Annotated in this window: 17 protein-coding genes; 9 read left to right on the top strand and 8 right to left on the bottom strand. The window is 59.2% G+C overall.

Features of this window, described 5'->3' with window-relative positions:
* The first annotated feature begins 34 nt into the window (after window positions 1-34).
* Window positions 35-1087, top strand: a complete 1053-nt coding sequence (locus tag EQV96_RS10600; RefSeq protein WP_095003047.1) for a Fic family protein — start codon at window positions 35-37, stop codon at window positions 1085-1087.
* A gap of 3 nt (window positions 1088-1090) precedes the next feature.
* Here the strand turns inward: EQV96_RS10600 and EQV96_RS10595 are convergent, their stop codons facing one another.
* Window positions 1091-1708 (bottom strand): NAD(P)-dependent oxidoreductase, encoded by a 618-nt coding sequence (locus EQV96_RS10595; protein WP_240881998.1) that lies wholly within the window; start codon window positions 1706-1708, stop codon window positions 1091-1093.
* Between the two features lie 29 nt (window positions 1709-1737).
* Window positions 1738-2622, bottom strand: a complete 885-nt coding sequence (locus EQV96_RS10590) for an MBL fold metallo-hydrolase (RefSeq protein ID WP_130871929.1) — start codon at window positions 2620-2622, stop codon at window positions 1738-1740.
* A gap of 112 nt (window positions 2623-2734) precedes the next feature.
* On the opposite strand from EQV96_RS10590, the gene EQV96_RS10585 reads away from it, so the two are divergent.
* On the top strand, window positions 2735-3640 hold the full coding sequence (locus EQV96_RS10585; RefSeq protein ID WP_095003050.1) for a LysR family transcriptional regulator: 906 nt from the start codon (window positions 2735-2737) through the stop codon (window positions 3638-3640).
* 387 nt (window positions 3641-4027) lie between these two features.
* On the opposite strand, the gene EQV96_RS10580 is transcribed toward EQV96_RS10585, so the two are convergent.
* The gene (locus EQV96_RS10580; protein WP_095019411.1) at window positions 4028-4909 is read right to left on the bottom strand and encodes a helix-turn-helix domain-containing protein; all 882 of its coding nucleotides are present in this window, start codon (window positions 4907-4909) and stop codon (window positions 4028-4030) included.
* 173 nt (window positions 4910-5082) lie between these two features.
* Here EQV96_RS10580 and pobA point away from each other — a divergent pair, with 173 nt between their 5' ends.
* A complete protein-coding gene (gene pobA / locus EQV96_RS10575) occupies window positions 5083-6267 on the top strand; it encodes a 4-hydroxybenzoate 3-monooxygenase (protein ID WP_095003052.1) in 1185 nt (394 codons plus the stop codon).
* Between the two features lie 57 nt (window positions 6268-6324).
* Window positions 6325-7842: an MDR family MFS transporter gene (locus EQV96_RS10570; RefSeq protein WP_095019413.1), complete on the top strand. Its 1518-nt coding sequence runs from the start codon at window positions 6325-6327 to the stop codon at window positions 7840-7842.
* Between the two features lie 49 nt (window positions 7843-7891).
* Here the strand turns inward: EQV96_RS10570 and EQV96_RS10565 are convergent, their stop codons facing one another.
* The 3 genes from EQV96_RS10565 to EQV96_RS10555 all read right to left on the bottom strand — a co-directional run bounded on the left by EQV96_RS10565 (window position 7892) and on the right by EQV96_RS10555 (window position 11783).
* Complete coding sequence (locus EQV96_RS10565) at window positions 7892-9226, bottom strand: sigma-54 dependent transcriptional regulator (RefSeq protein WP_095024302.1); 1335 nt, start codon at window positions 9224-9226, stop codon at window positions 7892-7894.
* Window positions 9227-9229: 3 nt separating this feature from the next.
* Window positions 9230-10984: an ATP-binding protein gene (locus EQV96_RS10560; protein ID WP_240881996.1), complete on the bottom strand. Its 1755-nt coding sequence runs from the start codon at window positions 10982-10984 to the stop codon at window positions 9230-9232.
* A 73-nt stretch (window positions 10985-11057) separates the two neighbouring features.
* A complete protein-coding gene (locus tag EQV96_RS10555; RefSeq protein ID WP_095003055.1) occupies window positions 11058-11783 on the bottom strand; it encodes a 4'-phosphopantetheinyl transferase superfamily protein in 726 nt (241 codons plus the stop codon).
* 132 nt (window positions 11784-11915) lie between these two features.
* On the opposite strand from EQV96_RS10555, the gene EQV96_RS10550 reads away from it, so the two are divergent.
* The 3 genes from EQV96_RS10550 (at window position 11916) to EQV96_RS10540 (ending at window position 15594) form a co-directional block, all read left to right on the top strand.
* Window positions 11916-12593 carry a response regulator gene (locus EQV96_RS10550; protein ID WP_016779832.1) on the top strand — a complete coding sequence of 226 codons (678 nt, stop codon included), beginning with the start codon at window positions 11916-11918 and terminating at the stop codon, window positions 12591-12593.
* Window positions 12590-13936: an ATP-binding protein gene (locus EQV96_RS10545; RefSeq protein WP_095019415.1), complete on the top strand. Its 1347-nt coding sequence runs from the start codon at window positions 12590-12592 to the stop codon at window positions 13934-13936. Before EQV96_RS10550 ends, EQV96_RS10545 begins: the two co-directional genes overlap by 4 nt.
* 323 nt (window positions 13937-14259) lie before the next feature.
* Entirely contained in the window at window positions 14260-15594 is a 1335-nt protein-coding gene (locus tag EQV96_RS10540; protein WP_095003057.1) for a dicarboxylate/amino acid:cation symporter, read from the top strand.
* Window positions 15595-15644: 50 nt separating this feature from the next.
* Here EQV96_RS10540 and EQV96_RS10535 read toward each other — a convergent pair whose 3' ends face one another.
* Together EQV96_RS10535 and EQV96_RS10530 are read right to left on the bottom strand one after the other, a co-directional pair.
* Window positions 15645-16139 (bottom strand): SprT family zinc-dependent metalloprotease, encoded by a 495-nt coding sequence (locus EQV96_RS10535; RefSeq protein ID WP_095019416.1) that lies wholly within the window; start codon window positions 16137-16139, stop codon window positions 15645-15647.
* A gap of 145 nt (window positions 16140-16284) precedes the next feature.
* A complete protein-coding gene (locus tag EQV96_RS10530; RefSeq protein ID WP_095003059.1) occupies window positions 16285-16887 on the bottom strand; it encodes a Yip1 family protein in 603 nt (200 codons plus the stop codon).
* A 268-nt stretch (window positions 16888-17155) separates the two neighbouring features.
* On the opposite strand from EQV96_RS10530, the gene ttcA reads away from it, so the two are divergent.
* Both ttcA and EQV96_RS10520 read left to right on the top strand, forming a co-directional pair.
* Window positions 17156-17980: a tRNA 2-thiocytidine(32) synthetase TtcA gene (gene ttcA, locus EQV96_RS10525; protein ID WP_095003060.1), complete on the top strand. Its 825-nt coding sequence runs from the start codon at window positions 17156-17158 to the stop codon at window positions 17978-17980.
* Between the two features lie 19 nt (window positions 17981-17999).
* Entirely contained in the window at window positions 18000-18671 is a 672-nt protein-coding gene (locus EQV96_RS10520) for a DNA-3-methyladenine glycosylase I (protein ID WP_095024304.1), read from the top strand.
* The last annotated feature ends 38 nt before the right edge of the window (window positions 18672-18709 follow it).

Below are 18709 nucleotides of genomic sequence, written 5' to 3'. Positions count from 1 at the left end.
TTAATCCTTTGGATTACCCTATTTAAGGACGTTTATGCACTCGCTCACCGTCGAACATCTGACCCAACTTCGCTTTGACGGCCTGCAGCTTTCAACCCTGAGGGCGCTGGGCGAGTACAGGGGCAAGCAAAAGCTGTTTGTCGCCCAATCGGCAGAAGCGCTCGCAGATCTCAAGCAGCAGGCAGTAATTGAGTCCGCAGAATCATCCAGCCGTCTGGAGGGCGTAATCGTTTCGCCCAGCCGCCTGAAATCCTTGATGATCAAAAATGCCCAGCCTAAAAGTCGCTCCGAGCAGGAAGTTGCCGGCTATCGGGATGCGCTGTCGCTGATACACGAAGCCTGCGATGCCATGCCTTTCTCGGAAGGCACGGTACGCCAGTTACATACGATTCTTTATCGATACTTGCCACAAGAGGGAGGCAGCTGGAAATCAACCAACAACGACATCATCGAGCGTCATCCTGATGGCAGTCTCAGGGTGAGATTCACACCCACTCCCGCTCATCTGACGCCGATGGCCATGAGTGATCTGCTAAGCCGCTATTACAGCGCAAATCAGCAAAAACTTGCCGATCCACTGGTTTTGGTTCCGTTGTGTGTTTTGGACTTTTTGTGTATCCACCCCTTTGCAGATGGCAACGGTCGCGTTGCACGCCTGCTGACTCTCTTGCTGCTCTATCAGTTTGATTACGTCGTAGGCCGTTTCATCAGCCTTGAGCGGATTTTTGAAGACAGCAAGGAGAGCTATTACGAAACCCTGGAGGCCAGCTCTGTTAATTGGCATTCAGGCACTCACGATGCAGGGCCTTGGCTCAATTACTTTTGGGGCGCGCTGATCAAAGCCTATAAAGAGTTTGAAGCGCGGGTTGGAACCATCGAGAAAAAGTACGGTAACAAGAGCAGCCGCGTTCGCATAGCCGTACTGAACCGTTCACTGCCTTTTTCAATCAGCGAGATTGAGCAGGCATGCCCCGGTACGAGCCGAGACACGGTGCGCCTGGTGTTACGCGCTTTGAAATCCGAAGGTTTGATTGAGTCCACCGGCAAGGGGCGAAGCGCGAAATGGCGCAATCGCCCCGTACCCTGAAACTTAATACCCCACCGTAAAGCGCTGGCGGGAATGCTTGGGCTGTTCGACCTCATCGAGCATGGCGATGGCAAAATCGGCGAAGCTGATCCAGCTTTTGCCTTCGCTGTTAATCAGCAGGCGGTCGCTGCCCAGACGGAACTTGCCCGTGCGTTCGCCTTCGACAAATTCGGCCGAGGGTGACAGGAAGCTCCAGTCCAGGTCTTTTTCGCCGCGCAAGGTGTCGAGGTAGACGCCGCCCGCCGTGGCTTCAGGCCGGTATTCGTCGGGGAAGCCCGGGCTGTCGATGACTTTGGTGTCACCCGGCAGCATCAGTGAGCCTGCACCGCCCACAAACAGCAGGCGTTTGACCCCGGCTTTTTTTACCGGCTCGATAATGGCCGAGGCCGGCAGGGTCGAGAAATGCGCGGCGCTGAGCACCACATCATGGCCAGCAACGGCGTCCTGCAAGGCCTGGGCGTTGTTGACATCGACATCCTTGACCACCACTCCCGTACGCTCACCCAGTTTTTTCGAGGCATTGCGGGCAATGGCCGTGACGCTGTGACCACGACGCAGGGCTTCTTCCAGCAGTTGGCTGCCGGCACGACCGGTAGCCCCGATGATTGCGATTTTGCTCATGATATTCTCCAGTGAGTAGGTAGTAGCGTTCACCACTGCATTTCGCCTTTGGCCACCTTGGCACTCAGTTCCAGCGAAGATTCTTCGCCCAGGTCCGGGTAGCGTTTTTTCATGGCCGCTATCAATTCGCCCGAGTTGCGGGCCTTGAGCGCCTCTTCGTCAAACGCCTTGATGTAGTCGCGGGTGAAGTACACCGCTTTCAACGAGCGGTCGCTGTCACCCAGGTAATGGCCCGGTACCACGATTTTCGGTTGCAGGCTGTCGATACGTTTAAGGGTGGCCAGCCATTGCTTGTGCGATTGCGGTGTCTGGGTGTCGGCCATCCATACGTGCAGGTTGTCGGCCACTACCACTCCGCCCACCACCGCCTTGATGGAAGGGATCCATACAAAGGTGCGGTCCGGTTGACGTCCGCTCAGGCCGACGATATCCAGTTCACGCCCTTCAAGGTCCAGGGTGTTGCCCTTGAGCACCTGCGGCACGATCAACTGTTGCGGCATATCGGCCCCCATCTGCGGGCCCCAGAACGCCAGCTTGGCATCTTTGGTCTGGTTGATATGCTCAACCACCGGCCCCGGGGCCACCACCTTGGCGTCCGGGAACGCCTGGGTCAGGGTCTCCAGGCCGAAGTAGTAGTCCGGGTCGCCGTGGCTGATATAAATGGTGGTCAAGTGTTTGCCGCTTGCGCGAATCTTGTCGACCACCTGGCGGGCCTGGGCCTTGCCAAACTGGGCATCGACCAGGATGGCGTCCTTGTCACCACTGATCAGCACCGAAGAAACCGGGAAAATCGCCGCTGCACCGGGGTTGTACACGTCAAGGGTCAAAGGCGCCGGGGCCGCCGCCGCATGGGCTGCAAAACCCAGCATTGCAGCGCTGAGGGCAAAACGGCGAAGGGTGGAAAATCCGCTCATGGGTGATTCCTGAATCAGTGGCCAGGGTTGGCGATGGACAGAGCTTAGTTGCCCGATCGCGAACTAAAAATGCGATGCTTGAACATAGTTTGTTTCAGATATCGGGCAGATCATGGATCGTCTTATTGCAATGCGGGTGTTTGTCACCGTCGTCGACCTCGGTAGCCAGTCTGCGGCAGCCGACCACCTGGATCTGTCGCGCCCCGTGGTGTCGCGTTACCTGGCCGAACTTGAAGAGTGGGTGGGCGCACGCCTGATGCACCGCACCACGCGCAAGCTGAGTCTGACGGCAGCGGGCAATGAAACCCTGCCGCGCTGCCGGCAGTTGCTGGAACTGGCCGACGACATGCAGGCCGCGGTGGATGTGCCCAGTGATGCGCCGCGGGGGCTGTTGCGGATCAGCGTCAGCACCTCGTTCGGCCAGGCGCAATTGGCGGCGGCAGTCACCGACTACGTACGGCTTTACCCCCAGGTCAGCATCGACCTGCAGATGCTCGATCGTACCGTGAACCTGGTGGATGAACGCATCGACCTGGCAATTCGTACCAGCAATGACCTGGATCCGAGCCTGATTGCCCGCAAGCTGACCGTTTGTCGCTCGGTGCTGTGCGCATCCCCGGCCTATTTACGCCAACACTCGGCGCCGCAGCAGGTCGATGACCTTAGTGGGCACAACTGCCTGACCCATTCCTACTACGGCAAGAGCATGTGGCATTTCACCTGCGAGGGTGAGGAGGTGTCGGTACCGGTGCAGGGCAATATCAGCGCCAATGAAGCCAGCACCCTGTTGAGTGCCACACTGGCTGGCGCGGGAATTTCGCTGCTGCCCAGCTATCAGGCCGGGGTGTTTGTACAGCGCGGTGAGCTGGTGCGCCTGTTGCCCGAAGCAGAACCGCGCCTGATGAACATCTACGCGGTGTACGCCTCACGTAAACATATGCCGGCCACGCTGCGCAGCATGCTCGACTTCCTCGCCGAGCGCTTTACCGACGAACCGGTGTGGGATAAATATCTATAGATACGCTGTTGCAGATCAAGCCCTATTGTGGGAACGAGCCTGCTCGCTCCCACAAGTGCAGTTTTCCCTCGCTGCAGCGGCTACAGGAATTACATGTCTAGTCCATTTGAAGGATGAAATCGGGCACGACCACTCGTACAACTGGCATGGCAAGAACCTGTGTCTGAACTAGCCTCAAAGCTGTGACGTCAAGGGAGCCAATGCCATGACTACCAAAACAAAAACAACATGTATGACTGTTTTTATCGTTTTCGCTGCCGCTGTCCTGTTTGCTAGCGCTTGCTACCGCGCCGAGCAAACCCGCCAGGCAGCCGGATTGATCGCCAGTTGCAATGGCGCGCACTGCAATGCCATGTTCAGCGCTCTGAGGTAGGATGCCCCGGAGTGTCAGGGCGGGCTGATTATGTCAGTCCGCCCGGTTCGAAAAGTACTGGGTGATGTCCCACTCAGGCGTCGGAAAAACCGCGCAAAGTACGCCGGATCTGCAAAACCCAGGCTATCAGCCACTTCGCTGATGGTCATCGGTGTATAAATCAAATGACGCTTGGCCTCCAATAACAACCGCTGGTGAATGATCTGCAACGCCGACTGTCCCGCCAGCTCGCGGCAGATGCTGTTCAAGTGCGCCACTGAAATCCCCACCTGATGTGCCAACTGCTCAACACTGGGCTGCTGGCGAAACTGCGCCTCGACCCGTTGATTGAACAGGCCCAGATACTCGTGCCCCCGTGGTAGCAACTGTCGCGCCTCACGCCGCTGGAGCACCTGGCGTGCCACCCACACCAACAGCACGCTGACCAGCGACTGCAGCAGCATTTCGCGGGCAGGGCGTACGCTGTCGTATTCGCTTTGCAGCTCACTGAACAGGTTGTTGAGGTAATCACTGTCCTTGCCTGCGGGGTAACTGGCGACCCGCTGCAACAGACTGATGTTGTCGCCCAGCTGGGCTTGCAACTGCGCCACCAACGGCGCGGCCAGGGTCAGGACAAAGCCTTCTACGTTGGGCGAAAACTCAAACCCGTGTACGCACAAAGGCGGGATAACCTGAACCGCCGATTGCTCCAGGATATGGCGCTGCCCCTCGACCTCAACCTGCGCCCGACCCTGGTGGACATAGAGCAACTGGCACAGGTCGGCGTGCCTGTGCGGGCGGATCTCCCAATCGTGGACGCGGCTGCGCAGCGATATGGTTTCGCAGTGCAGCAGATCGGGGCCAAGTCGGTCTTGCTGCTCGCCATAAAGCTTGAACACCGGGACTGAAGGAATCATTGGCGTCGTACCTGTTGTCGTATCGTCGGCCGATAATCGCACTAATTGGCGAAAAGTACCGGTAATCCCAGGGTTATCACCTTCAATTGCTGCTCTCGCAAGCGAAAAATACAGGCACTAACCTATAAGAATCTACTCACCCCGTGGGGTCGAGTCTGCGAGAGACAACAATAATGAGAACTCAAGTCGCTATTATCGGTGCCGGTCCTTCAGGGCTGCTGCTTGGCCAACTGCTGCACAACGCCGGGATTGATAACGTCATCATCGAGCGCCAGACCGGCGAATATGTCCTCGGGCGGATTCGCGCCGGGGTGCTGGAGCAGGGCATGGTCGACCTGTTGCGCCAGGCCGGTGTCAGCCAGCGCATGGACGCCGAAGGGTTGGTGCATGCGGGCTTTGAGCTGGCGCTGGATGATCGCCAGGTGCATATCGACCTCAAGGGCCTGACCGGCGGCAAGACCGTGATGGTCTATGGCCAGACCGAAGTCACCCGCGACCTGATGGACGCTCGCGAGGCCGTCGGCGCACAAACCCTTTACAGCGCCAGCAACGTCCAGCCCCACGATATGAAAACCGATACGCCTTATGTCACCTTCGATAAAGAGGGCGAAAGCTGGCGCCTGGACTGCGATTACATTGCGGGCTGCGATGGTTTTCACGGGGTGGCGCGCCAGTCGATTCCGAGTGATGTACTGAAAATTTTCGAACGGGTGTATCCCTTCGGCTGGCTCGGTGTATTGGCCGACACTCCACCGGTCAATGACGAACTGGTGTATGCCCGCCACGAGCGCGGTTTTGCCCTGTGCAGTCAGCGCTCGGCCAGCCGTAGCCGTTATTACCTGCAGGTTCCTGCTGGGGAGAAGGTCGAGGACTGGTCCGACCAGCGCTTCTGGGACGAGCTGAAAACCCGCCTGCCCACGGCCCTGGCCGAACGCCTGGTGACCGGGCCTTCCCTCGAGAAAAGTATCGCGCCGCTACGCAGTTTTGTCGTTGAACCGATGCAGTACGGGCGCCTGTTTCTGCTGGGGGATGCCGCTCATATCGTGCCGCCGACCGGGGCCAAGGGTTTGAACCTGGCGGCCAGCGATGTCAGCACCCTGTTCACTATGTTGTGCAAGGTCTACACCGAGGGCCGCACCGACTTGCTGGAGCGCTATTCCGAGGTGTGCCTGCGGCGTATCTGGAAGGCCGAGCGCTTCTCGTGGTGGATGACCTCGATGTTGCACCGTTTTCCGGACAGCGACGGCTTCAGCCAGCGCATTACTGACAGCGAGCTGGCGTATTTCGTCGACTCCGAGGCAGGCCGCACCACCATTGCAGAAAATTACGTCGGGCTCCCTTACGAAGCTATCGAATAGGATCCTATCGAGTACACTGAGGGCCATCCGATACAAGCTTCGCCTACAGGTGTTCACGTGACCAGTCTGAACCAGCCTCCCCAGGCCAAACCGGCCATTCGCAGCATTTTGATTGCCCTGATGCTGGCGATTTTTCTGGGGGCGCTGGATCAGACCATCGTCGCCGTCTCCATGCCCGCCATTTCCGCCCAGTTCAAGGATGTCAGCCAGCTGGCGTGGGTGATTTCCGGCTATATGGTGGCCATGACCGTGGCGGTGCCGATCTACGGCAAGCTCGGTGACCTGTACGGGCGCCGCCGCCTGATGCTGTTCGGCATGGGCCTGTTTACCCTGGCTTCGCTGTTTTGCGGGCTGGCACAGAACATGGAGCAGTTGGTGCTGGCGCGGATCATTCAGGGCATTGGCGCCGGCGGGATGATTTCTGTCAGCCAGGCGATCATCGGCGATATCGTCCCGCCCCGTGAACGCGGCCGCTACCAGGGGTACTTCAGCAGCATGTATGCCCTGGCCAGCGTTGCCGGGCCGGTGCTGGGCGGTTATATGACCGAGTACCTGTCATGGCGCTGGGTATTCCTGATCAACCTGCCGCTGGGGCTGGCGGCCTGGTGGATCTCCCACCGTACCCTGGTCGGCCTGCCGGTGCCGCAGCGCAAACCCGTGATTGACTACCTGGGCACTATGTTGATGATCCTGGGCCTGACTTCACTGCTGCTGAGCATCACCTTTATCGGTCAGGGCCAAAGCTGGCATGACCAACAGGTCGCAGGCTTTCTGGTGGTGGCGCTGATCGCCCTGGCGCTGTTTGTCTGGCATGAACGGCGCACGCCAGAGCCGTTGCTGCCCATGCACCTGTTTGCCAACCGCCATGCGGTGCTGTGCTGGTGCACGGTATTTTTCACCAGTTTTCAGGCTATTTCGCTGATTGTGTTGATGCCGCTGCGCTATCAGAGCATCACTGGCGCCGGTGCCGACAGCGCGGCCCTGCACCTGTTGCCGCTGGCCATCGGGTTGCCGATGGGGGCTTATTTTGCCGGTCGCATGACTTCGGTAACCGGGCGCTACAAACCGATGATCTTGAGCGGGGCGGCGCTGATGCCCCTGTCCATTTTGGGCATGGCATTCAGCCCGCCCGGCGCCGAGTTGTTGAGCGGGGTGTTTATGCTGTTCAGCGGGATAGCTTCCGGCATGCAGTTCCCGACGTCGCTGGTGGGCGCGCAGAACTCGGTGCAACAGCATGATATTGGCGTGGCGACCAGCACCACCAACCTGTTTCGTGCCCTGGGCGGGGCGATGGGGGTGGCCTTGATGTCGGCCCTGCTGCTGGCATTGCTGCATGACTCGTTACCGGTACCGGTCATGGGCCAGCCGCTGATTGGCGAAGGCAGCTCGGGCAATGTACTGCTCGACAGTCTGAGCGCGGTTCAGGGGCCGGCGCTGCAAAGCCTGAGAGCAGAACTGCTGCTGACCTTCCGTCATCTGTTGAGCATCAGTGCGGCAGTGTCATTGCTGGGGCTGGCGGCGGCGCTGGCGATGCCCGACCAGGTACTGCGCGGGCGTGAGGACAAGGCGCGCTAGGGCTGAACAAAAGCCCCGCGTCCCTCTCCCGAAAGGCCAGGGGGGTGGTTTATTCGGCACTTAAAAATGCTTCACGCGCCAACCCGTGGCGTTGCATTTTCTCATTCAGGGTACGTCGCGGCAGCTGCAGCTCATTGAGCACTGCCTTGATATCACCTTTATGCCGGGTCAGCGCCGCGCGCAGGCACTGCGCCTCGAAGGCTTCCTGTTGCGCCACCAGTGATTGCCCCGCGTCGGTGTCGGGCAATTGCGGCTCGCCCAAACCCAGCACATCCCGCTCGGCTACGTTGGCCAGCTCGCGCACATTGCCTGGCCAGGCATGGCTGAGCAGACGCGACAGCTGCGGGCCGCTCAGCACTTGTGCACTGCGCCCCAGGCGTTCAGCGGCATTGCGTGAAAAGGCGTCGTACAACAAGGGAATATCCTCGCGCCGCTCACGCAGCGGCGCCAGGCGTAATTCGGCCACGGTCAGGCGATAGGCCAGGTCTTCACGAAAGCGTCCGGCGCGGGCTTCGTCGAGCAGGTCGGGTTTGGTGGCGGCAACCACCCGCAAGTTCACGTTGATGCTCTGGTTGGAGCCCAGACGCTCGAGTTTTTGCTCCTGCAGCACTCGCAGCAGTTTGGCTTGCTGGGCCAGTGGCATGCTTTCGATTTCATCCAGAAACAAGGTGCCACCATCGGCGTACTCCAGCTTGCCGATACGCTTGCCCTGGGCGCCGGTAAAGGCGCCGCTTTCATGGCCGAACAATTCGGCTTCAAACAGTTGCTCGGGGATTGCCGAGCAGTTGAGGGCCACAAAGGGCTTGTCGGCACGTGGGCCAAAATCATGCAGGCAGCGGGCGACCAGCTCCTTGCCGCTGCCGGTCTCGCCGCGAATCAACACATTGACGGGCAGAGGCGCCAGTTCCAGGACCTGACGGCGCAAGGTCTGCAAGCTGCGCGATACCCCAAGCAGGCGCCCGTCGATCTGCTCACGCAGGCCCGCCTGCTCATGCAAGCGGCGGTTTTCCAGTACCAGTTGGCGCTTTTCCAGCGCGCGGCGCAGGCTGCTGAGCAGGGCTTCGGGGCTGAAGGGCTTTTCCAGAAAGTCGTAGGCGCCATCACGCATGGCTTCTACTGCCATGGGTACATCGCCATGGCCGGTCAGCAAGATCACCGGCAAATCCGCGTCCAGTTGCTGCAACCGGGTCAGCAGGGCCAGGCCGCCCATACCCGGCATGCGCACATCGCTGACAATCACTCCGGCAAAATGCGCAGGCAACCGGTGCAGACAGTCTTCGGCGTTGTTGAAAAGCTGCACGTCAAAGCCGCTCAAGCTCAACCACTGTTCGACGGCATTGCGAATACTGGCCTCATCATCGACCACGATCACCGAGTTGAGCATGTCTCAAGATTCCTGTGCGATGGGCAGTGTCAGCGTGAATTGCGCGCCATCAACGTGATTGCAAGCAGTCAGGCGACCACCGATTTCATGAACAATGGCGTATGACACCGCCAGGCCCAAGCCTAATCCATCGCCCACGGGTTTGGTGGTGAAGAACGGGTCGAAAATTTTACCCAAATATTCATCGGCAATTCCGCCGCCGCTGTCAGTGACGGTCAGGCGCCACAGTTGCTGGTCGGCTTCGATACGGATCTCAAGGTGTTTACGCGGTTTGTCGCCCATGGCGTCCAGGGCATTGCGCAGCAGGTTGATCAGTACCTGCTCCAGGCGAATTGCGTCGCCACGCACCCAGGCCGGACGCTGCAGATTGACGCGCAAGTCGATCTGTTCGTCCTTCAGGCGCGGCTCCAGCAGCTGCAGGGACTGATCCACCACATTAGCCAGATCCAGTTTTTCACGCAGGCCGCTGGGGCTTTGCCTGGCGTAGGTTTTCAGGTGGCCGGTGAGGGCGGCCATACGTGTGAGCATCTGCTCCAGGGGTTCCAGGGCTTTGTAGGCGTCATCGATACGACCGTGATCGAGCAACAGGCGCAAGGTCGCCAGCTGCATGCGCTGGGCGGTGAGGGGCTGGTTGATTTCATGGGCCAGCGCCGCTGACATTTGCCCCAGCGCCGCCAGTTTGGCGGATTGCACCAGGCCATCCTGGGCGGTGCGCAGATCCCGGGTACGGGCCTCGACCAGTTGTTCAAGTTCTGCCCGATTGCGCTGGCGCAAACGGGCGAGCCGCCAGCGCTGGAGTAAAAACAGCCCCAGAAATACCAGCGTCAGCCACAGGCCGATTGCCGCCAGGGCGGCATTGCGGCTGTCTTCGGCCGGTATTGCCGGGCGACGCAGCAAGTGCAGCGTCCAGCCCTCGATGTTCAGGGGTTGCGAGCCCCACAGGTAGTCAGCCTGGCCCTGCGGGCCATTGACGCGGCTCAGGTAGCTGTTGTCACCAAAACTGTGCAAGGTCTGCGAGGTCATCAGCGTTAGCGGTTGCTTGTCGTATTGTCGCGTCACGCTGATGGCGCTGCGGTCGCGGTCGTTCAGCTCGCGCAGGTGGCGATAGCGCCAGCCGGGCTGATTGGCAATAAATACAATGCCCCGGTTGTCACTGACCAGCAGCGTGTCGCTGCCGTGGCTCCACTCGCGCTCCAGTTCCGGAAACTCCAGTTTGACCACTATGGCGCCCAGAAACCGGCCGTCAGCACCCTGTACCGCGCTGGACATAAAGTAACCCGGTATGCCGCTGGTTACGCCCACGGCATAAAAGCTGCCGGTACCCTGGCTGCGTGTCTGGCTGAAATACGGGCGGAACGCGTAGTTGTGACCGACGTAACTATTGGACGTGTTCCAGTTGCTGGCGGCTACTGCCAGGCCGGTGCTGTCGAGCAACTCCAGTGTCGAAGATTGTGCTGCACCGTTGATACGTTCCAGCTTGCGGTTGAGCAGCGCCTGCACCTGTGGCGTCATGGGGTGCGCCAGTGCGTCCGACAACTCCGGGTCCAGTGCCAGTACGGCTGGCAGGGCGCGATAGCGTTCGATCACCGTGTACAGCGAATTGGCATACAGGCTCAATTGTTCAGGCCCGCGCCTGGCGCTCTCTTCCAGTGCGTGCTGTTTGGCCTGACGCATCGCCCAGCCGCCAGCCAGAATGGCTCCGGCCAGGATCAACAGGCAATACAGCGCCAGACGCAGGGCGCGAGACGTCACAGGCATGGTGGCAAACCGTTCGAACAGGGGCGCGCACGATAGCATGGCGGGCGTATCCCGCGGCCACAGGGCAACGGGGTCAGGCTTTTATCGCCACCACGCTGAGCAGTTGCCCGTCCAGCAGGCAAAACTGCGCATCCAGCTCACTGCCATGTTGCCACTCAGGTGACAAGTCGGTGAGCAGGCGCAGGCGTACATGCCCTTGGGGGGTCCAGTTCAACACTTCGGCGTGTTCAAAGTAGAAGCGTTTTTGCACCAGCGGGTATAGCGCCTTGAACAGGCTTTCCTTGACCGAAAACGTCAAGGTGACCAGCAGCGCAATCTGATCTGCAGGCCCGGCGGCCATACGCACAAGCTCATCGGGAGTAAGGATTTCCTTGGCCAGGCGCCTGGCGCGTTCGAGACTGAGCAGGGTTTCCAGGTCGATGCCCAGGGCCTGCCAGTCACGTTTAAAGGCTACCAGTGCCCCGGCGCGGCCGTTACTGTGGGTGATGGCGCCGCTGATATGGTCTGGCCACACGGGCGCGCGGTCTTCACCCAGGCCGGGAGCCACGCAAGTACCATCCAGTTGCCGCAGCGCTGCGCGGGCGCACAGGCGCCCGGCCAGAAATTCGGCTTGGCGTTTGGCCACTGAGCGTTGAATACTCGCAGGCATATCGATTGCACTGCGGGCAAAGTCGTCGTCTTCAAGCTGTGCCGGGATAAAGTCTGTGCTCAGCCACACACTGGCGGGCAGGACCTCTGGCAAGGGCCAGTCGTCACGCAATGGCGTGCAGCAGGCAGGCAGGGCGGGGAGTCGGTTCATGCCGGGCATTGTGCCGGGGCTTGGCCCGGCTGTGCAATTGTTCAGAGTATGTTCAGGGCACACAACTTACTGTGTGGCTAGGCTGTATGGGACACACGTCCTTCGAGACGCGGATTGGCTTGGGAGAGCGCGATGAAATTGCTGGTGGTTGAAGATGAGGCGTTGCTGCGCCATCACTTGCAAACCCGTCTGACAGAAAGTGGCCATGTGGTCGAAGCGGTGGCCAATGCCGAAGAGGCGCTGTACCAGACCGAACAGTTCAATCATGACCTGGCGATGATTGACCTGGGTTTGCCGGGGCTCGGTGGCCTGGAACTGATTCGCCAGTTGCGTGCCCGGGGCAAGACGTTTCCGATCCTGATTCTCACCGCCCGTGGCAATTGGCAGGACAAGGTCGAAGGGCTGGCAGCGGGCGCTGACGACTATGTGGTCAAGCCCTTTCAGTTCGAAGAGCTGGATGCGCGGCTCAATGCCTTGCTGCGCCGCTCCAGTGGCTTTACCCAGCCGACGATAGTGGCGGGGGCGCTGGTGCTCGACATCAACCGCAAGCAGGCGGTGCTCGACGGCGAGCCGCTGGCGCTGACCGCTTATGAATACCGGATTCTTGAATACCTGATGCGCCATCACCAGCAAGTGGTGGCCAAGGACCGACTGATGGAACAGCTGTACCCGGATGACGAGGAGCGTGATCCGAATGTGATCGAGGTGCTGGTCGGGCGCCTGCGACGCAAGCTGGAGGGGGCAAACGGCTTTAAGCCAATCGATACGGTGCGCGGCCTGGGGTACTTGTTTACTGAGCGCTGCCGATGATTCGTTCGCTTCGCGTTCGATTGATGCTGGCGGCAACCCTGTTGGCCGTGTTGTTTATGCTGGCGCTGTTGCCGGCGATGCAGGGAGCGTTCAGTCTGGCGCTCAAGGACGCCATAGAGCAGCGCCTGGCGTCAGATGTCACCACGCTGATTTCAGCGGCAAAGATGGAAAAGAACCGCCTCAAGATGCCGGCGTTGCTGCCCGATGAGCAGTTCGATCTGCCGGACAGTCGCCTGCTGGGTTATATCTATGACCGCGACGGGCACCTGGTGTGGCGCTCGCGGGCCACTCAGGAAGAAACCATCAATTACCGGCCGCGCTATGACGGGCGCGGCAACGAGTTTGCAAGTATTCGCGAAGATAACGGCGAAGAGTTTTTTGTCTACGACGTAGAGGTCAAGTTGCTCGGTGGCAAAAGTGCTGCCTTCAGCTTTGTCGCCCTGCAACCGATGCGCGAATACAACCGCACACTGGAAGGCCTGCGGGAAAATCTTTATCTGGGGTTCGGCGCAGCTTTGATTGTGCTGCTGGCATTGCTATGGATTGGTCTGACGTGGGGGTTACGTGCCTTGCGACGTTTGAGTCAGGAACTGGATGAAATCGAAACCGGCGAGCGCGACAGCCTCAGCGAGCAGCACCCGCGTGAGCTGCTGCGCCTGACCGGCTCGTTGAACCGCTTGCTGCAAAGCGAGCGCGAACAGCGTTCGCGTTATCGCGATTCCCTTGATGATCTGGCCCACAGCCTGAAAACCCCGCTGGCAGTTTTGCAGGGTGTGAGCGAAAGCATGGCCCAGCGCCCGGCTGACCGTGAGCAGGCCTGGGTCCTGCAAAGCCAGATCGAGCGCATGAACCAGCAAATCGGCTATCAGTTGCAGCGTGCCAGCTTGCGCAAGAGTGGTCTGGTACGTCACCAGGTCGAACTGCTGCCGGTGGTACAGAGCTTGTGCAATACGCTGGACAAGGTCTATCGCGACAAGGGGGTCAAGGTCAGCTATGACATCCCTGAGCTGAGCCATGTGCCGATTGAGCAGAATGCCTTGTTGGAATTACTGGGCAACTTGCTGGAAAACGCCTACAGGCTGTGCTTGAGCCAGGTACGTATCAGTCTGCACCGTAACGTTCACGGCATTGAGGTCTGCGTCGAAGATGACGGTCCTGGAGTGCCGCCGGATCAGCGTGCGCGCATCCTGCAGCGCGGCGAACGGCTTGACCGCCAGCATCCGGGGCAGGGCATTGGTCTGGCGGTGGTCAAGGACATCATTGAAAGCTATGACGCCACCTTGACCCTGGAAGATTCCTCGTTGGGCGGCGCGGCGTTCAGGATTTATTTCCCGGCGGGCTAATCGACGAACCCTGGTAGCTGCTACGGGAGTACGTGGGGTTCAGGCGGATATCCGCCACCTTCTGCGTTTCAACACGCCCAATGGGCGGAATTCCGCCAAACCCTGACCTGCAAAATATATAAGAATTTTCCTTCAAACTCAGGCGCCATAGGCTATTGCGCGGCATTTGCGCAATGTGGCCCACGGCTTGCAATAAGTGCGAGAGGGCTGCCGTAAGAGCAGCCCCAAAAACAAATCCCTCCAAGTACAGGAGGGTTCGCGCTTTAGGTGTCACCAGTCTCAGACGGAATGATGATTGAGTGATGCACTTGAGGAACTTTGCAATGACGACTCGTCAGCCACTGTACAAATCCCTGTATGTGCAAGTAATCGTAGCGATCGCTATCGGTATCTTGTTGGGCCATTACTACCCGGAAACCGGTGTTGCCCTCAAGCCGTTGGGTGATGGCTTTATCAAACTGATCAAGATGGTCATCGCGCCCATTATTTTCTGTACGGTGGTGAGCGGTATTGCCGGCATGCAGAGCATGAAATCGGTCGGCAAGACCGGCGGCTATGCCTTGCTCTACTTCGAAGTCGTGTCGACTATCGCGCTGTTGATCGGCCTGGTCGTGGTTAACGTGGTTCAGCCTGGCGCAGGCATGCATATTGACGTGTCGACCCTGGATGCCAGCAAAATTGCCGGTTACGTGTCGGCAGGTGCAGACCAGAGCATCGTAGGCTTTATCCTCAACGTGATCCCGTCGACCATTGTTGGCGCCTTCGCCAATGGCGATATCCTGCAAGTGCTGATGTTCTCGGTGATTTTCGGTTTCGCCCTGCATCGCCTGGGTGCCTACGGCAAGCCGGTACTGGACTTTATCGATCGCTTCGCTCACGTGATGTTCAATATCATCAACATGATCATGAAGCTGGCGCCCCTCGGTGCGCTGGGCGCGATGGCCTTCACCATCGGCGCTTACGGCGTAGGCTCGCTGGTTCAGCTGGGTCAGTTGATGATCTGCTTCTACATCACTTGCGTGCTGTTCGTGCTGATCGTGCTGGGCGGTATTGCCCGCGCTCACGGTTTCAGCGTTTTGAAGCTGATCCGCTACATCCGTGAAGAGCTGCTGATCGTACTGGGTACGTCCTCGTCGGAATCGGCCCTGCCACGCATGCTGGTGAAAATGGAGCGCCTGGGCGCGAAGAAATCGGTAGTGGGTCTGGTGATCCCGACCGGTTACTCGTTCAACCTCGACGGTACTTCGATCTACCTGACCATGGCGGCCGTGTTTATCGCCCAGGCGACTGACACCCATATGGATATCACCCATCAGATCACTCTGTTGCTGGTGCTGTTGCTGTCGTCCAAAGGTGCTGCTGGCGTCACCGGTAGTGGTTTTATCGTACTGGCGGCAACCCTGTCGGCTGTAGGGCACTTGCCGGTAGCCGGTCTGGCGCTGATCCTGGGTATCGACCGCTTCATGTCCGAAGCCCGCGCCCTGACCAACCTGATCGGTAACGCGGTAGCAACCCTGGTGGTGGCCAAGTGGGTCAAGGAACTGGACACCGACACCCTGCAAACCGAGCTGAACTCTGGCGGCCGTCCGCTGGAGGATACCCGTCCGCAAGATGATCTGGGTGTGGCTGAAGGCCCGGCCCCGGTGTTGCTCAAGTAAGTTTGAGTGCATAAAAAAACCCGTCTTCGGACGGGTTTTTTTATGCCTGCTTATTCGACCCGGGTCAGGCCGCTGAACACCAGGGGGTTACGGCAGCGTCGACACAGGTAGCCGCGGCCTTGTTTGACCAAAGCGTGACGCTGGGCCGAAAACGGGAAGTCGCTGTCAGGGCAGGGGCAACGGTAGATATAGCGGGTGGCGCTGCGACGCTTGATGGCGTAGGTATGACAGCGATTGGGCGGCAGTTCGTACACCCCGCGCATGATTAATTGCCATTCTTCGCCGTGGGGCGAGATGCGCTCGCCAAACAGTTGATGGGCAACCAGGTGCGCCACTTCATGGGGGACGGTCTGCTTGAGGAAGTCTTCGCTGTTTTCACGGTACAGCTGCGGGTTGAAGCGCAGCAGGTTTTCATGCAAATGGGCGACCCCGGCTTTTTGCCCGCGCAGTTTGAAACTGACGACGGGGCGTTTGAAGGGGCGTTTGAAAAACACTTCGGCCTGTTGGAAACAGTCTTCGACGCGGGTATTGAGCAGCTCGGGCATGCGGTTCGGTTCTCCAGAGCCGGCGATTATGCCGCAAGCGCTGGGGTTGCGAACCTGTTGGCGCCCAATGGTCTTCATGAGCCCGTGGAAGCGAGCCTGATCGCGAACAGCAATCACGAGCAGGTTCGCTTCCACGGGTTGTGGCCTAGTTGGTGTAGATCGGCCCGACGCCCAGGCCCCAGACGATCACGGTGAAGGCCATGATCGCCACCAGCACCACCAGGCCCACCGCCAGCACCGAGCTGGAAAACAGGAAGCCTTCGTCCGGGTCGATGCTCATAAAGGTAGGCAGGCCCACGTACAGCAGGTACACCGTGTAGCAAATGGCAGCGGTGCCCACCATCATGCCCAGCCACATATGCGGATACAGCGCCGCCAGCCCGCCGATAAACAGCGGGGTGGCCGTGTAGGTGGCAAAGGCCACGCATCGCGGCAGGCTGGGTTGTGCATCGTAGGTACGGGCCATCCAGTGAATGAATGCGCCCATCACGGCCACGCCCACCAGCATGGCGGCGTAGGACAGCAGGGTCATCCACAGGGCGCTGTCCAGAGTCAGCATCACCGGCGCGCGGTTACCGATTACCCAGCCGACCTGGGTAGTGCCAATAAATGCAGAAATGGCCGGAATCGCTGCCAGAATTAACGTGTGCGTGAAATACATATGGCCGATGCTTTCTTCGGCATCACCACGGATTTCGCGCCACTCTTTATCGGGGTGGGTGAAAAGGCCCACAACGTGATGGATCATGGCTGTCGCTCCTGTATAAGACGCATCGCCCCCAGTGGGACGCGTGCCGGTCGCGCAGCCAGAACGTATTGAGAAGCAGACAGGCGTGCGGCCTTGATGACAAGTATAGGAAACCTGCCGCCCCATAACCTCGGCTCCTTAGAGCTTATTGTGCTGTCAGAGGCGGTCTTATCGCATTGGCGTCTTTAGGCAGGCAAGGGGTTCGTTGACCGGGTATTTTTCGGTAAAATCCCCGGCTTTTGGTCTTAACTCGCGGAATTGAAGCGCTATGGGCACTCACTCGGTCTCTCAAATCAAACTCCAGAAACGCCTGCGTCGATTGACCGGTGAGGCAATTGCCGATTTCAACATGATCGAGCATGGCGACAAGGTGATGGTCTGCCTGTCGGGCGGCAAGGACAGCTACACCCTGCTTGATGTGTTGCTGCACCTGCAGAAAGTCGCGCCGATCCAGTTCGAGATCGTGGCCGTGAACATGGACCAGAAGCAGCCGGGTTTCCCCGAGGACGTGCTGCCGGCTTATCTAAAGTCGCTGGGTGTGGAATACCACATCGTTGAAAAAGACACTTACTCGGTGGTCAAGGAGCTGATCCCCGAAGGCAAGACCACCTGCTCGCTGTGTTCGCGCCTGCGTCGCGGCACCCTGTACACCTTTGCCGATGAAATCGGTGCGACCAAGATGGCACTTGGGCATCATCGCGATGATATCGTCGAAACCTTCTTCCTCAACATGTTCTTCAATGGCAGCCTCAAGGCGATGCCGCCCAAGCTGCGCTCCGATGACGGGCGCAATGTGGTGATTCGTCCGCTGGCGTACTGCAACGAGAAGGATATCCAGGCCTATTCCGACTGGCAGCAGTTCCCGATCATCCCGTGCAACCTCTGTGGCTCCCAGGAGAACCTGCAGCGCCAGGTGGTCAAGGACATGCTCCAGGAGTGGGACCGCAAGACGCCGGGCCGCACCGAGAGTATCTTTCGCAGCCTGCAGAACGTGATCCCGTCGCAGTTGGCGGACCGTAACCTGTTTGATTTCGCGAGCCTGAAGATCGACGAAAGCGCAACGCCGCGTTTCGTCAACCTGCTCAATCTGTAAATTGCCGAGAGGAGAGGGCATGCGCGACTACAAATGGCTGCACGAATACTGTCTGAACCGCTTTGGTTCGTCAGCCGCACTTGAAGCCCAATTGCCTGTCCCGAGAACTGCGGAACAGTTGCGCCATATCAGCGATGATCGCTACCTGTCGACCCTGGCCCTGCGGGTGTTCCGTGCCGGGCTCAAACACAGTGTGGTTGATGCCAAGTGGCCGGTATTTGAAGAGGTTTTTTTCGGTTTCGACCCGGAGAAAGTCGTGCTGATGGGCGCCGAGCATCTGGAGCGGTTGATGCAGGATGCGCGGATCATTCGCCATCTGGGCAAGCTTAAAAGCGTGCCACGCAATGCCCAGATGGTGCTCGACATTGCCCACGAGCACGGCAGTTTTGGCGCGTTTATCGCCCAGTGGCCAGTGACTGATATCGTCGGTTTGTGGAAGTACCTGGCCAAGCATGGGCATCAGTTGGGTGGTTTGTCGGCTCCACGCTTTTTACGCATGGTTGGCAAGGACACCTTTGTGCCAAGTTATGACGTGGTGGCCGCGTTGAACGCGCAGAAGCTGGTGGACAAGGCACCCACCAGCCTGCGTGACCTGGCGATTGTGCAGAACGCCTTCAACCAGTGGCACACCGAAAGTGGCCGGCCGATGTGCCAGCTGTCACAGATGCTGGCGTTTACGGTGAATCACTAAGCCGCCGAGCAACTTCAATTGTGGGAGCGAGCCTGCTC

The organism is Pseudomonas sp. TMW22080 (assembly GCF_022496745.1).
Classification (GTDB): Bacteria; Pseudomonadota; Gammaproteobacteria; order Pseudomonadales; family Pseudomonadaceae; genus Aquipseudomonas; species Aquipseudomonas bubulae.
The sequence above is the reverse complement of the archived record's forward strand: the minus strand, read 5'-3'. Positions and strand labels throughout refer to the sequence as shown.